The organism is Microbacterium sp. APC 3901 (assembly GCF_030407765.1).
In the GTDB taxonomy this organism is placed as follows: domain Bacteria; phylum Actinomycetota; class Actinomycetes; order Actinomycetales; family Microbacteriaceae; genus Microbacterium.
Map to the genome: position 1 here is coordinate 230471 of NZ_JASDCU010000004.1, position 14220 is coordinate 244690.

Sequence of the window (14220 nt, forward strand, 5' to 3'; positions counted from 1 at the left end):
CGGCCGCCACCGCTCCTCTGACGCTCGCTCCGAGCGTCATCGCCGTGCGCCGACGCCGCAGCGGCCGCCGACTCTAGGCGACCCTGCGCTTCTGCCTGCGTACGCACGGCGGTCGAGTGCCGGTGTCGCCGCCCCGGTTCCCGACATTGCACCCCGCGTTCGACGAGGGGTCCGACCGTTAAGGTAGAAGAATGACGTACTCCGTCGCCGTCTCCGGCGCATCCGGCTATGCGGGCGGCGAGATCCTGCGCCTCCTCGCGTCTCACCCCGACATCGAGATCCGCACCGTGACGGCGCACTCGAACGCCGGTCAGCCGCTCGTGCAGCATCAGCCGCACCTGCGGTCACTCGCACACCTCACGCTGCAGGACACCACGCCCGACACGCTCGCCGGGCATGACATCGTCTTCCTCGCTCTGCCGCACGGCCAGTCCGGTCAGTACACGGATGCGCTCGGCGACACTCCGCTGGTGATCGACGCAGGGGCTGATCATCGCCTCACCTCGCGGGGTTCCTGGGACGCGTTCTACGGCGGCGACTTCCACGAGCCCTGGGCCTACGGCGTCCCCGAACTGCTCGTCGGCGGGATCAAGCAGCGCGAGACGCTGCGAGCTGCGAAGCGGATCGCCGCCCCCGGGTGCAACGCCTCGACCGTGAGCCTGAGCCTCGCTCCCGGCGTCGCCGCGGGAGTGATCGACGCGGGGGACATCGTCTCGGTGCTCGCCGTCGGCCCGTCGGGTGCAGGCAAGAGCCTCAAGACCAATCTGCTCGCCGCCGAGATCCTCGGCAGCGCCAACCCGTATGCGGTCGGCGGCACCCACCGGCATATACCCGAGATCCGCCAGGCGCTCGCCGCGGCATCCGGAGCGGCGCCCGACGGCATCCGCATCTCGTTCACCCCGGTGATCGTGCCGATGTCGCGGGGCATCCTCGCGACATCGACGGCGCCGATCGTCGGCGATGTCAGCGATGCCGAGATCCGGGCCGCCTGGGAGGACGCGTATGGCGACGAGACCTTCGTGCAACTGCTGCCCGCCGGGCACTTCCCTCGCACCGCCGACGTGGTCGGAGCCAACACCGCACTGATCGGCCTCGCGATCGACCGCGCGGCGAACCGCGCGACGGTGGTCACCGCGGTCGACAATCTCGTCAAGGGCACCGCAGGCGCTGCCATCCAATCCATGAACCTCGCGCTGGGACTGCCAGAGTCCCGCGCCCTCTCAGTGAACGGAGTCGCGCCGTGAGCGTCACCGCCCCCGCAGGATTCGAGGCGGCCGGAGTCGCCGCCGGCCTCAAGTCGACCGGCAAGCCCGATGTCGCCGTCGTCGTCAACCGCGGACCCCGCAAGGTCGGTGCAGCCGTGTTCACGAGCAACCGCGCCAAGGCCAACCCGATCATCTGGTCGCAGCAGGCGGTGGCCGACCGTGTCGTCGAAGCCGTCGTGCTGAACTCCGGCGGAGCGAACTGCTTCACCGGCAGCTTCGGATTCCAGACGACGCACCAGACCGCCGAGAAGGCCGCCGAGCTGCTCGGCGTCAGCGCCGGCGATGTGCTCGTCTGCTCCACCGGTCTCATCGGCGTCGGCGATGAGGTCTTCCGCGGCAAGGTGCTCTCGGGCACCGAACAGGCGATCGCCGAGCTGTCGACGGACGGCGGCCAGGTCGCGGCCGAGGCCATCATGACCACGGACAGCGTCTCGAAGACCGCAGTCGTGAGTCGGGACGGATGGACGATCGGCGGCATGGCCAAGGGGGCGGGCATGCTCGCTCCGGGCCTCGCGACGATGCTCGTCGTCATCACGACGGATGCCGCGCTGGAGCCTCTCGAGGCTGATGCAGCACTGCGGTTCGCGACCGGCACGACCTTCGACCGCCTCGACTCAGACGGCTGCATGTCGACCAACGACCAGGTGACCCTGCTCGCCAACGGCGCCTCCGGGGTGGCACCCGACCTCAAGGACTTCTCGGCGGCACTCGCGGAGCTGTGCCGCGTGCTCGCGGTGAAGCTGCAGGGCGACGCCGAAGGTGCGAGCCACGACATCACCATCGAGGTGACGAACGCCGCGACCGAGGGAGAGGCCGTCGAGGTCGGCCGCTCCGTCGCGCGCAACAACCTCTTCAAGGCGGCGATCTTCGGCAACGATCCCAACTGGGGCCGGGTGCTGGCAGCGATCGGCACGACCAGCGCGCAGTTCGACCCGTACGACGTCGACGTCTGGATGAACGGCGTCCGCGTGTGCAGCGAGGGCGGCCCCGACCGTCCGCGCGAAGAGGTCGACCTCGCCCCTCGCGCCACGCACCTCGTGATCGACCTCAAGGTCGGCGAGGCCACGGCGACGATCCTCACCAACGACCTGACCCACGACTACGTGCACGAGAACAGCGCCTACGCCTCATGACCGACATCCAGGACACCACGCCTGACGTCGCCGCCGTCAAGGCCGCGACGCTCATCGAGTCGCTCCCGTGGCTGAAGAAGTTCCGCGACCAGATCGTCGTCGTCAAGTACGGCGGCAACGCGATGGTCTCGGACGAGCTGCAGGAGGCCTTCGCGCAGGACATCGCGTACCTGAGGTACGTCGGCGTGCTGCCGGTCGTCGTGCACGGCGGTGGACCGCAGATCTCCGACATGCTGCAGCGGCTCGAGATCCCGAGCGAGTTCAAGGGCGGCTACCGGGTCACCAACACCGAGGCGATCAGCGTCGTGCGCATGGTCCTCACCGGCCAGGTGAACCCGCAGCTCGTCTCGAAGATCAACTCGCACGGCCCGATCGCCACCGGGCTCAGCGGCGAGGACGCCGGGCTGTTCGGCGGGCGTCGCCGCGGCGTCGTGATCGACGGTGAGGAGATCGACCTCGGTCGCGTCGGCGACGTGGTGGAGGTCGACCCGACGCCGGTTCTCGATCATCTCGCGGCGGGACGCGTTCCCGTGGTCTCGAGCATCGCCCCCGACCTCGACCACCCCGGTCAGTCGCTGAACGTGAACGCGGATGCCGCGGCGGCCGCGCTCGCAGTGGCTCTCAAGGCGCGCAAGCTCGTCATCCTCACGGATGTCCCCGGACTGTACGCCGACTGGCCCAACCGCGACTCTCTCGTGTCGCACCTCACGTCGGAAGCCCTCATCGAGATGCTGCCGACCCTCGAGTCAGGCATGATCCCGAAGATGAAGGCCTGCCTGGACGCGATCGAGGGCGGCGTGGACGCCGCCGCCATCATCGACGGACGTGTGCCGCACTCGGTGCTCGTCGAACTCTTCACCAGCAAGGGAATCGGAACAGAAGTGGTCATGGGAAGCACAGGAGTGAAGGCATGAGCAACTGGCAGGACGACGCAGCGAGCGATCTGGTCCTCAACGCAGGGCCCCGCCTGGCGATGCTCACCCGCGGGGAGGGCTCGTACCTCTGGGACTCCGAGGGTAAGCGCCACCTCGACTTCCTCGCCGGCATCGCGGTGACCTCGCTCGGGCACGCGCATCCGGTGTTCGTCGAAGCCGTGTCGACGCAGGCCGCGACTCTCGCGCATGTGTCGAACTACTTCGCGACGCCGTCGCAGCTCGCGCTCGCCGCACGGATGAAGCGTCTCGCCGGCGCCGGGATCGACGGGCGCGTGTTCTTCTCGAACTCCGGCGCCGAGGCGAACGAGGCCGCGTTCAAGCTCGCCCGCCTGCACGGCGGCACCGAGAAGCCCCGCATCCTCGCACTCGAGAACGGATTCCACGGCCGCACCATGGGATCCCTCGCACTCACGGCGAAAGCGGCGATGCGCGCGCCCTTCGAGCCGATGCCCGGGGGAGTCGAGCACATCCCGGCGACGATCGAGGCGCTGGAGGCCGCGATCGACGACCGTGTCGCCGCCGTGATCGTCGAACCGATCCAGGGCGAGGCCGGCGTCGTCGAGCTTCCTGAGGGGTACCTCCAGGCGGCTCGGTCGCTCACCCTGACGCACGGGGCGCTTCTCATCGTCGACGAGATCCAGACCGGCGCGGGGCGCACGGGTGCCTGGTTCGGCTTCAGTCATGAAGGCATCACGCCTGACGCCATCACGCTCGCGAAGGGCATCGGCGGTGGCTTCCCGATCGGCGCGCTCGTCACCTACGGCGCGGCGAGCTCGCTCTTCACGCCCGGCTCGCACGGCTCCACGTTCGGTGGCAACCCGCTCGCGACGGCCGTCGCCGACGCGGTGCTCACCGAGATCGAGAGCGCGGGCCTCGTCGACAACGCCGCGCGTCGCGGCGAGGAGATCCGTGCGATCATCGCCGACATCGACTCGCCTCTCGTCACGGGAGTGCGTGGCCGTGGACTCCTGATCGGGGTGGCTCTGGGCGCCCCCGTGGCGAACGAGGTGGTCGCCGCTGCTCAGGAGCGCGGACTCATCGTGAACGCAGCCAACCCCGAGACCGTGCGCATCGCGCCGGCCCTCACCATCGGAGACGCCGAGCTCGCCGAGTTCCGCGAGCTGTTCGCCGCATCGCTCTCCGACGTCCAGACAACCCTCGCCGAATCCGGAAAGGCCCTCGCATGACCCGCCACCTGCTGCGCGACGACGATCTGACCCCCGCTGAGCAGGCGGAGATCCTCGATCTCGCCATCGAGCTGAAGAAGGACCGCTGGGCGAACAAGGCCCTCGAGGGTCCCCAGACGGTCGCGGTGATCTTCGACAAGTCCTCCACCCGCACCCGCGTCTCGTTCGCCGTCGGCATCGCCGACCTCGGCGGCTCGCCGCTGATCATCTCGACCGCCAGCAGTCAGCTGGGCGGCAAGGAGACCCCGTCAGACACCGCTCGGGTGCTCGAACGACAGGTTGCGGCGATCGTCTGGCGCACCTACGCGCAGGCAGGGCTCGAGGAGATGGCCGCCGGCACCACGGTGCCCGTCGTCAACGCTCTCTCCGACGACTTCCACCCGTGCCAGCTGCTCGCCGACCTGCTCACGATCCGCGAGCACAAGGGCGATCTGAAGGGTCTCACCCTGACGTTCTTCGGTGACGGCCAGAGCAACATGGCGCATTCGTACGCGTTGGCCGGGGTCACCGCGGGAATGCATGTGCGTATCGCCTCACCCGCCGACTACGCGCCTCGTGCGGACGTCGTCGAGGCGGCCGACCGCCGCGCCGCGGAGACCGGCGGCTCGATCACGCTGTTCACCGACGCGGTCGAGGCAGCGGCCGGCGCCGACGTCGTGGTCACCGACACCTGGGTGTCGATGGGTAAGGAAGAGGAGAAGCTCGCGCGCATCCGCGATCTCGGTGGCTACAAGGTGACGCCCGAGACGATGGAGCTCGCCGACTCTGGGGCGATCTTCATCCACTGCCTCCCCGCCGACCGAGGCTACGAGGTCGACTCCGAGGTCATCGACGGACCCCAGAGCGTCGTCTGGGACGAGGCGGAGAACCGCCTCCACGCGCAGAAGGCCCTGCTCGTCTGGCTGCTCGACAAGAAGGACGCATGATGGTCGACGCGAAGAACGACGGCACCAACGAAGGCGCGCTGTGGGGGGCCCGCTTCGCGAGCGGACCGTCTCCCGAGCTGGTCGAGTTGAGCAGGTCGACGCATTTCGACTGGATCCTCGCGCCGTACGACATCGCGGGATCGCACGCGCACGCGAAGGCGCTCGAGGCTGCTGGATACCTCGAGTCCGACGAGGCGGTGAGGATGCACGAGGGTCTCGACGCCGTGGCGCGCAGGGTCGCCGACGGCACGCTGCAGCCCGTCCCCTCGGACGAGGATGTGCACGGTGCTCTCGAGCAGGCGCTGATCGCCGAACTCGGTCCTGAGCTCGGCGGGCGTCTTCGTGCCGGCCGCAGCCGCAACGATCAGATCGCCACGCTCGTGCGCATGTATCTGATCGACCACGCCCGAGTGATCGCGCGCGACCTTCTGCGGGTCATCGACGCCCTCGTCGCACAGGCAGAAGCTCACCCCGACGCGATCCTCCCCGGGCGCACGCATCTGCAGCACGCGCAGCCGGTGCTCCTCGCCCACCACCTGCAGGCCCACGGGTGGCCGCTCGTGCGCGAGCTCGAGCGTCTGGTCGACTGGCGCCGCCGTGCCGGCGTCTCGCCCTACGGAGGGGGAGCCCTCGCGGGATCTACGCTCGGACTCGACCCCGCGCTGGTCGCATCCGAGCTCGGACTCGATCGTCCGGCCGAGAACTCGCTCGATGGAACCGCGGCCCGTGACGTCGTCGCCGAGTTCGCCTTCATCGCGGCGATGATCGGGGTCGACATCTCGCGTCTGAGCGAGGAGATCATCCTCTGGAACACTCGCGAGTTCGGCTTCGTCACTCTGCATGACGGGTACTCGACGGGATCGAGCATCATGCCGCAGAAGAAGAATCCGGACATCGCTGAACTCGCTCGCGGCAAGTCGGGTCGGCTGATCGGCAACCTGTCAGGGCTGATGGCGACGCTCAAGGGGCTTCCGCTCGCCTACAACCGTGACCTGCAGGAAGACAAGGAGCCGGTCTTCGACTCGGTGCAGACCCTCGAGGTCGTGCTGCCGGCCTTCGCCGGGATGATCGCGACGCTGCGCTTCGACACTGAGCGCATGGCCGCCCTCGCGCCCCAGGGGTTCTCGCTCGCGACCGACGTCGCCGAATGGCTCGTGAAGCGCCGCGTGCCGTTCCGAGATGCGCACGAGATCTCCGGCGCGCTGGTGCGTGCCTGCGAAGAGCAGGGCATCGGCCTCGAGGATGCATCCGACCAGCTGCTGATCTCGGTGTCGACCCATCTCGTGCCCGAGGTGCGCGAGGTGCTCACCATCGAAGGATCCGTGGCCTCCCGCACGGGCGTCGGCGGAACAGCGCCTGTCCGGGTCGCCGAGCAGCGTGCTGAACTGGTCACCAGAGCTCAGGCGGCCGCACACGCTCTGGGGCTCTAGCCGGACGCCGCAGCGGATGTCGGGTGACAGCCGTCCGGATCTCTGACACCCGACCTCGGGTGGGGCACGATTCACGAACGAACGGACGCATCGCGGAGGTTCTGAGCAAGATTCTCCGTGATCCGTCCGTGGGTCCGTGATCCGTCGTCCGTCGCCCGTCGTCACCACGGCACCTCGAGGCGGACCAGAGCGCCGAGGATCGCGGCTTGCACCGTCGCCCAGTCATGGACGATCTGGGCATAGTCGAACCGCAGCGTCTCGTAGCCGAGGCGTGACGCGGCAGCATCCCGCACGAGGTCCTTGTGTCGGAGTTCGCCCTCGTGGTTGCCTTTGCCGTCCGCCTCGATGATCAGCCGTCCGGCGATGACGAAGTCGACTCTTCCGACACCGTGGATCGTGATCTGGCAGTCGAGTCGGATGCCGAGTAGGTGCAGCCGCAGCCGCAACAGCGATTCCAGGCCGCTGTCGGCATCCGGTTGCGCGAGATCGACGAGCCAACGAGCCCGATTCGGCAGCGCGGCGCTCACCCTCATTCGGCTCCGCGTCGAGAGCATGCCGAGATTCCAGGCGGACTCGAATGCGGCGAAGAAGGCCTCGGCGCCAGCGCACTTGTACAGGTGCACCAGTGCGATCTCGATGCTCGCCTCACCGAGGGGAGGAGCGCCGGAGTAGTAGTGGGAGGTGCAGGTGCACCCACGGTGCGAGAGCGCATGCTGTCCCGGGGCGAGCCACACGTGAAGTCCGTCGGCCGGAGGGAGAACCCAGACTCCGTGTGCTCTGAGGACGCTCGCGCAGGTCGGAGCACCTCCGTGCGCGATCGCCTCCCGAAGCGACGGAGCAACCGGAGGGACGGCGAAGACGCCGGGACGCAGCCTGACGATCGCGCCGGCCCTCACCTGATTCGCGAGCGTTTGGCGGCTGATCCCGAACTGCTGAAGTCGGGTGCCCCGGGCGATGCCGCCGAGGCTCGAGATGGTGTCTTTCGGAGAGAGCATCCGACCACCGTGCCGCAGCGCCAGACCGTGCGTCGAATGTGACGCGGGAAATGTGGATGAGTTCGATCCGCCCTCGGTCGTGGAGGCGAGAACCCCGCGTGACGATCAACCGAGGGCCGGACGATGAGCGGAAGATCTTCGACAGATCCTCCGTGATTCGTCCGGCCCTCCGTCAACCGTCACGTGAAGCCGCGCGACTCAGTGCAGCGCGACGTCGGCGGCCGAGCGCGTCCAACGGGTGAAGCGGACGACGAGTCCGGAGCGGGTGGGTCCGGCGAGGAACGGACCGGCGGATGCTGTGGCCTCACCGTCGAACGGCGCCACCCGCACCAGGCGCCATTCGCCGTCGTCGGCACGTGCACGCACGATCACGGCATCCGGCCAGCGGCTCACGCGGACCGTGATCTCGCTGCCGTGCCAGTCGTCGACGTGGCCGACCGACCAGTCCGAGCGGATGTCGGTGACGACGGCGCCGAGTCCGAGATGGTCGTCGGCGTACTCGACGCCCGCCTTGATCCAGTGCTCGTCGTCGATGCGCACGAAGACTCCGGCCTGGTCGAACTGTCCGTCCCAGGGGGCACGGAACGATACATCCATCGCCTCGCCCACGGCCAGGGGAGCGAGCAGCGCATGCTCGGTGTCGTGCACGAACCCATAGGCGGTGTGCCGCCAGGCGTCGCTGCCTTCTGCGGCGGTCACGTCCAGATGGTCGTCACCGGGGGCGAGGTGAGCGGGAGCGTGGGTCCAGGACCCGTCGGACCAGGGGATGATGTCTGATTCAGGCATGTTCCCAGACTATAGCCAAATAGGGCATAAAAGGAAGTTATTCGTGATACGGTTATCACATGGTCATCGCCGTACTCGCCGACATCGTGGGCTCTCGCAAGCTCGACGATCGTTCGGCGGCGCAGCGCATCCTCGACGACACCATCGCTCGTGTCGAGACGCATCTGCCCCTCGCGCACCACGCACTGACGCCCACGGTAGGGGATGAGCAGCAGGGCGTCTACCTCGAACTCGAGGACGCTCTCGTCTCGCTGCTGATGATCCAGCTCGCCCTTCCCGACGGCATAGCCTTCCGCTTCGGGATCGGTATCGGAGACGTGCGCTCTGTCGACTCCGTGCACGGCGTACTCGCCGACGGACCGGGGTGGTACGCGGCGCGTGCAGCGATCGAGACCGTGCATGCGAGGGAGAGTCGCACCGTGCCGCGCACGCGCACGTGGATTGTCGGAGCCCCGGGGCAGGATGATGTCATGGACAGCACGATCGCCGCGTCGAACGCCTACCTCCTCGTCCGCGACGAGCTGGTCGGGGCGATGAACGAGCGTGAACGCCGGCTGACCTATGGCCGCCTGGTCGGCAGATCGCAGCATGACCTCGCCGCCGAGGAGGGCATCTCCCAGCCCAGCGTGTCGAAGTCGCTGCGCAACGCCGGCAGCGCCGCCCTCATCGAAGGCGTGACCACGCTGAGGAGGATGAGCGCATGATCGTCGCCGGATTCATCCTGCTGGCCGTGGGCTCGGCCGATCTCGTCCGCCAGTTCGCCCCGCATCGGTGGGTCGGCTACCTCACGGTGGCAGTGATCCTCCTTCTCCTCGGCAGCGTGAGCGACGCGCTGCTGCCCATGATGCTCGGGCTCGTGGTGGGCGCGCTCTGGGTGTGGTGCATGCCGTCAGAGAGGCCCGCGCCACTCGGGTTCTGGCCCGCCGCGCTGCTCGGTGTGCTGAGCATCGGCTCGGTCGTGTGGCTGGGCGCCCGCGCGGATGCCGGTCTGATCGGCTCCGTGTGGAGCATACGCTCGCCGTTCGGAGAGGTTCCGTTCGATCTCGCGATCCTCACCGTGGGCACGGGTGTGTTCCTCTTGGAGTCCGCGAATCTCGTGGTCCGCGCCGCGCTCGACGGCGAGCACACATGGCGTCCCGCTGAGTTGCGGCGGCCCACGGTACTCGACGCCGCAGACGCGCCGCCGGGCGCGTCAGACGCCGTAGCCGCGCATCCGGTGGCCGCCGGCGCTCAGGCGGATGACGGCGTGATCGGGCTCGTCGGCGTGGGTGTTTCCGACACGGCGGCCCCGGAGCAGGCCGGGCAGAGCGACGAACCCGACACCGCACCCGCACGTGATCCCCGTGCAGGGTTCAAGGGCGGGCGACTGATCGGTCCGCTCGAACGCATCCTCGTGATGCTCCTCACCCTGGCCGCCGCGTACCCGATCCTCGCTGCGATGCTGGCCGCCAAGGGAATCGTCCGCTTCCCCGAGATCTCGCGCGACGGTGAGACCGGGGCCCGCGCGGAGTACTTCCTCGTCGGCAGCCTCGTGAGCTGGGTCATCGGGTTGGGTGCGGCCTTCCTCGTGTGGTGGGCGGCGCACAGCTGATCGGCTGCCGTCACGGCGTTTCGCGTGCCCAGACCGCTGATAGCCTGGGGCGCGTGTCGAATTCCGCTCTGACGACCGCCCCGCCGGCGATCGACCCCACGTTCGAGAACGTGTGGGACGAACTGCTGTGGCGCGGCCTCGTCCACGTGTCCACTGACCAGGAGGCGCTGCGCGCCCTTCTCGCCGGGGATCCGATCACGTATTACTGCGGCTTCGACCCGACAGCTCCCAGTCTGCACCTCGGAAATCTCGTGCAGTTGCTGACGCTGCGTCGCATCCAGCTCGCCGGTCACAAGCCACTCGGTCTCGTCGGCGGCTCCACCGGCCTGATCGGCGACCCTCGGCCCACGGCCGAGCGCACGCTCAACACCCGCGAGACGGTCGAGGAGTGGGTAGGGCGCCTGCGGACGCAGGTCGAGCGCTACCTGAGCTTCGAAGGTGACAACGCCGCGCGCATCGTCAACAACCTCGACTGGACGGCGCCGCTGTCGGCGATCGACTTCCTGCGCGAGATCGGCAAGTACTACCGCGTCGGCACGATGCTCAAGAAGGATGCTGTCGCCGCGCGTCTGAACTCGGATGAGGGCATCAGTTACACCGAGTTCAGCTACCAGATCCTGCAGGGGATGGACTTCCTCGAGCTCTACCGGCAGTACGACTGCGTTCTGCAGACGGGCGGCTCGGATCAGTGGGGCAACCTGACCAGCGGCACCGACCTCATCCGTCGTGCTGAGGGGGTGTCCGCGCACGCGATCGGCACACCGCTGATCACCAACAGCGACGGGACAAAGTTCGGCAAGAGCGAGGGCAATGCGATCTGGCTCGATGCCGAGATGTGCAGCCCCTACCGGATGTACCAGTTCTGGCTCAGCACGGCGGACGCCGACGTGATCGAGCGGCTCAAGGTGTTCACGTTCCTGACCCGCGCCGAGATCGAGGAGTACGAGGCGCTCGTCGAGTCCGAACCCTTCCGTCGCGCTGCCCAGAAGCGTCTGGCGCTCGAGGTCGTGGCGACCGTGCACGGGGTCGATGCGACGGCGGCCGTGATCGCGGCATCCGAAGCGCTGTTCGGTCAGGGGGACCTGACCGCTCTCGACGCGTCGACACTGCGCACCGCTCTGGAAGAGCTCCCGCACGCGACAGTCGAGGCCGGTTCATCGGTCGTGGATGCGCTCGTCGCCACGGGGCTGGTCTCCAGCCTGTCCGAAGCACGCCGCGCGATCAGTCAGGGCGGGGTGTCGCTCGACGGCGCGCGCGTCGAGGACGACTCGGCCACCGTGCAGGGCACTCTGCCGGGCGGGGTCTCTGTGCTCCGCCGCGGCAAGAAGACCCTCGCAGGAGTCTTCTTCGCCTGAAGATCCGTCTCAGATCGTGTGACGGCGGTCACCTGAGCATCCCTCGGGTGACCGCCGTCACGCGTCTCACCGTCCAGCTCGTCAGGAGAGCAGATGCCGTTCACGCCGAGTCACGCACTGGTCGCCCTGCCCTTCATCCGCACCCCGCTCGTGCCGGCCGCGATCGCTATCGGCGCCATGACGCCGGACCTTCCTCTGTTCCTTCGGGGCATAGGCCTCCCGTACTCGTTCACCCATGCGTTCGGCAACGTGCTCTGGACAGCGCTGGTCGCCTTCGTGCTGTTCCTGCTCTGGCGCGTGGTGCTGCGCCCGGCGGTCGGCGAGCTCTCACCGCTCTGGTTGGCTCGCCGACTGCCCGCCGACTGGTCGGAGTCCGGCATCGAGGCCGCGCGAGCGGCCGTCGGCATCGGGATGCGGAATCGGCTGTATCCGGTCATGCTCGCGGCGTCGCTCGTGCTGGGCGTCCTGACGCACATCGTCTGGGATCTCTTCACGCACGAGGGTCGATGGGGAGTGGATGCGCTTCCCGCGCTCGACGCGATGTGGGGTCCGTTGACCGGGTACAAGTGGCTGCAGCACGGATCGAGCGTGATCGGGCTCATCGTCATCGGCATCTGGGCCATCCTGAGGCTGCGCCGCGCCGATCCGCGCGAAGAGGTCGAGCGCTCGGTGCCAGGATCCCTCCGACTCGCGTGGTCGCTGTCCCTTCCCGCAGTGCTGATCATCGCGTGGATCGCGGGATACGCGGCATACGGGCCGTTCACCGACGGGTTCACCTCTCAGCACCTGGCCTACCGGGTGCTGCCGTCAGCGTGCGCGTTGTGGGGCGTCCTCACACTCGCGCTCTGCCTCTCGCTGCCGATGTTCCGCCGTCGTCACCAGCGCGGCTGATCGGATCCCCAGCGATGGGGAGCTGTGAACTCGAGGCCGGGAAGCACCGATGCGGCGGTGATGACGGTCTGCCCTGCGACCTCGAATGCGGACGTATGGGTGGCGAGTGCCGGCTCCCGTCCCGCTTCCGGTCGGGAGGATCGCGGCATCCCGAGGAGTTCGGCCGCGACCCGGCGCAGGGAGGTTCGCACCACCCAGCCGCCGCCCTCTCGCCGACGTCGTCGGAGTAGCGAGATGACCGCGGTCGCCAGAAGGTACCCCGCGCTGTGGTCGAGAGCCTGTGCAGGCAGAACGCCAGGGCGATCACCGTCGAGGGTCTCGATCATGGATATCCCGGACTCGGCCTGCACGAGACTGTCGAACCCGGCACGGGACGGTTCCTCGATGCCCCAGGCGCTGAGCTGGGCGACCAGCAGACCGGGATGTCGTTCGAGCAGTGCGGCTGCCGACAGTCCGAGACGGTCAAGGGACTCCGGCCGATATCCCAGAACGACGACATGAGCCGACGCCAGCAGTTCCTCGAACCGATCGGTACGAGCGTCGAGCAGCGCTGACCTCTTGCCATGGCCGGTGTCGAGGTGCTGCCACTCGGGTTCGGCCAGATGCGGTGGATCGATGCGGAGCACGTCGGCGCCCAGAAGCGCGAGGGTGCGAGTGCACACGGGACCGGCGATCACTCTGGTGAGGTCGAGCACCCGGACGCCGGCGAGTGGCGCGCGATCGTCCCGAGTGCCCGCGTCATGTCGTCCACCGCGGGAGGGGAGGTCGATCCGCTCGACGTGGAGCAGGGGAGTGGCGCGCAGCGTTGCGTCGTGCTCCGGGTTCTCCTGCTGGACGCGCACGGCAAGCCCGCGCTCCGCCGTGATGCGATCGACCGCGTCGGCAGCACTCAACGGCAGGATCGCCTCGCGCACATCGTCGGCATCGGCGCCGGGGGCCAGATCCAGTCCGGCGTGCAGGCGCGTCGCGTGGTGCGGGTAGTTCCCATGAGTGCGGATCCACCCGTCGGATGCGCGGAAGAAACCCGAGTACGGCGACCAGACATCGGGGGAGGCGCCTTCGACGGTGAGCGCACGATCACTCCGGTAGGCGACGGCTACGCGGTCGGGGTCGGGGAGGGTGCCGATACCGGATGCCAGGCACGCGGCTCGGACGCTCGCCCACGCCAGCTCACCCGTCGCAAGTCGTGACGGAAGCGGCACGGCATGACGGGGTGGAGTGTCGTCGTCGGCGAACCGCACGTCGATGCCGAGGTCTGCCCACACTCGGTCCAGCAGTGCGGCTGCAGGGCCGTGATTCGAGGGCTCGTTCACGCTGCGATCGTACTCCTGGCGGCGATCCGAGATGAATATTGGCGCTGGACTGGGAAAAGCACCGGCGAGGGGGGCGACGACACGCCCGGGGGTGGTGGCCCGATTTGCCAGAAACCCAGAATCCCCGTAACTTATTACTTGTTCGCCCCACAGGGAAGCGGAGAGGCCGAGAGCTTCACCCCCCTCAAGCGGAGAACCACCTCCCAATCCACTCACTTGTGAGAACAGACGCCTGCGTCTAGGATGGGAGATCCACCCCCTCTGCGGCTGTCACAGGCTGCGCACCGGATCCAAGATCCGCACGGCGCGCTGATTTGACAAGCGGGGCGGGATGGCTAAGATAGAGAAGTTGCCCTTCGGGCCTGGTTGTGATGACTGGGTCGTGGGAGCATCCGATCCTTGAGAACTCAACA

13 protein-coding genes are annotated in these 14220 nt (G+C 68.2%); 10 read left to right on the forward strand and 3 right to left on the reverse strand.

Going from position 1 to position 14220, the window contains the following annotated elements:
• Positions 1–191 precede the first annotated feature (191 nt).
• The 6 genes from argC to argH are packed head-to-tail and all read left to right on the forward strand — an operon-like array spanning position 192 to position 6876.
• Positions 192–1244, forward strand: a complete 1053-nt coding sequence (gene argC / locus QMA07_RS05630; protein ID WP_290160510.1) for an N-acetyl-gamma-glutamyl-phosphate reductase — start codon at positions 192–194, stop codon at positions 1242–1244.
• Positions 1241–2398, forward strand: a complete 1158-nt coding sequence (argJ, locus tag QMA07_RS05635) for a bifunctional glutamate N-acetyltransferase/amino-acid acetyltransferase ArgJ (protein WP_290160511.1) — start codon at positions 1241–1243, stop codon at positions 2396–2398. The genes argC and argJ overlap by 4 nt, the downstream gene beginning before the upstream one ends.
• Positions 2395–3312 (forward strand): acetylglutamate kinase, encoded by a 918-nt coding sequence (argB, locus tag QMA07_RS05640; protein ID WP_290160512.1) that lies wholly within the window; start codon positions 2395–2397, stop codon positions 3310–3312. The genes argJ and argB overlap by 4 nt, the downstream gene beginning before the upstream one ends.
• Positions 3309–4520: an acetylornithine transaminase gene (locus tag QMA07_RS05645; RefSeq protein ID WP_290160513.1), complete on the forward strand. Its 1212-nt coding sequence runs from the start codon at positions 3309–3311 to the stop codon at positions 4518–4520. Before argB ends, QMA07_RS05645 begins: the two co-directional genes overlap by 4 nt.
• A complete protein-coding gene (gene argF / locus QMA07_RS05650) occupies positions 4517–5446 on the forward strand; it encodes an ornithine carbamoyltransferase (RefSeq protein ID WP_290160514.1) in 930 nt (309 codons plus the stop codon). The genes QMA07_RS05645 and argF overlap by 4 nt, the downstream gene beginning before the upstream one ends.
• Complete coding sequence (gene argH, locus QMA07_RS05655) at positions 5446–6876, forward strand: argininosuccinate lyase (RefSeq protein WP_290160534.1); 1431 nt, start codon at positions 5446–5448, stop codon at positions 6874–6876. Before argF ends, argH begins: the two co-directional genes overlap by 1 nt.
• 161 nt (positions 6877–7037) lie before the next feature.
• Here the strand turns inward: argH and QMA07_RS05660 are convergent, their stop codons facing one another.
• On the reverse strand, positions 7038–7871 hold the full coding sequence (locus QMA07_RS05660) for a type IV toxin-antitoxin system AbiEi family antitoxin domain-containing protein (protein WP_290160516.1): 834 nt from the start codon (positions 7869–7871) through the stop codon (positions 7038–7040).
• A gap of 198 nt (positions 7872–8069) precedes the next feature.
• The gene (locus QMA07_RS05665) at positions 8070–8657 is read right to left on the reverse strand and encodes a DUF1349 domain-containing protein (protein WP_290160517.1); all 588 of its coding nucleotides are present in this window, start codon (positions 8655–8657) and stop codon (positions 8070–8072) included.
• Between the two features lie 59 nt (positions 8658–8716).
• Here QMA07_RS05665 and QMA07_RS05670 point away from each other — a divergent pair, with 59 nt between their 5' ends.
• From QMA07_RS05670 to QMA07_RS05685, 4 genes are all read left to right on the forward strand, one after another.
• Positions 8717–9361, forward strand: coding sequence for a SatD family protein (locus QMA07_RS05670; protein WP_290160518.1), 645 nt, complete (start codon positions 8717–8719; stop codon positions 9359–9361).
• Positions 9358–10248 (forward strand): hypothetical protein, encoded by an 891-nt coding sequence (locus QMA07_RS05675; protein ID WP_290160519.1) that lies wholly within the window; start codon positions 9358–9360, stop codon positions 10246–10248. Before QMA07_RS05670 ends, QMA07_RS05675 begins: the two co-directional genes overlap by 4 nt.
• Before the next feature lie 53 nt (positions 10249–10301).
• Complete coding sequence (gene tyrS, locus QMA07_RS05680) at positions 10302–11603, forward strand: tyrosine--tRNA ligase (protein WP_290160520.1); 1302 nt, start codon at positions 10302–10304, stop codon at positions 11601–11603.
• A 93-nt stretch (positions 11604–11696) separates the two neighbouring features.
• A complete protein-coding gene (locus QMA07_RS05685; protein ID WP_290160521.1) occupies positions 11697–12494 on the forward strand; it encodes a DUF4184 family protein in 798 nt (265 codons plus the stop codon).
• Here QMA07_RS05685 and QMA07_RS05690 read toward each other — a convergent pair.
• Positions 12479–13807: a CoA transferase gene (locus tag QMA07_RS05690; protein ID WP_290160522.1), complete on the reverse strand. Its 1329-nt coding sequence runs from the start codon at positions 13805–13807 to the stop codon at positions 12479–12481. The genes QMA07_RS05685 and QMA07_RS05690 overlap by 16 nt on opposite strands.
• Positions 13808–14220 lie beyond the last annotated feature (413 nt).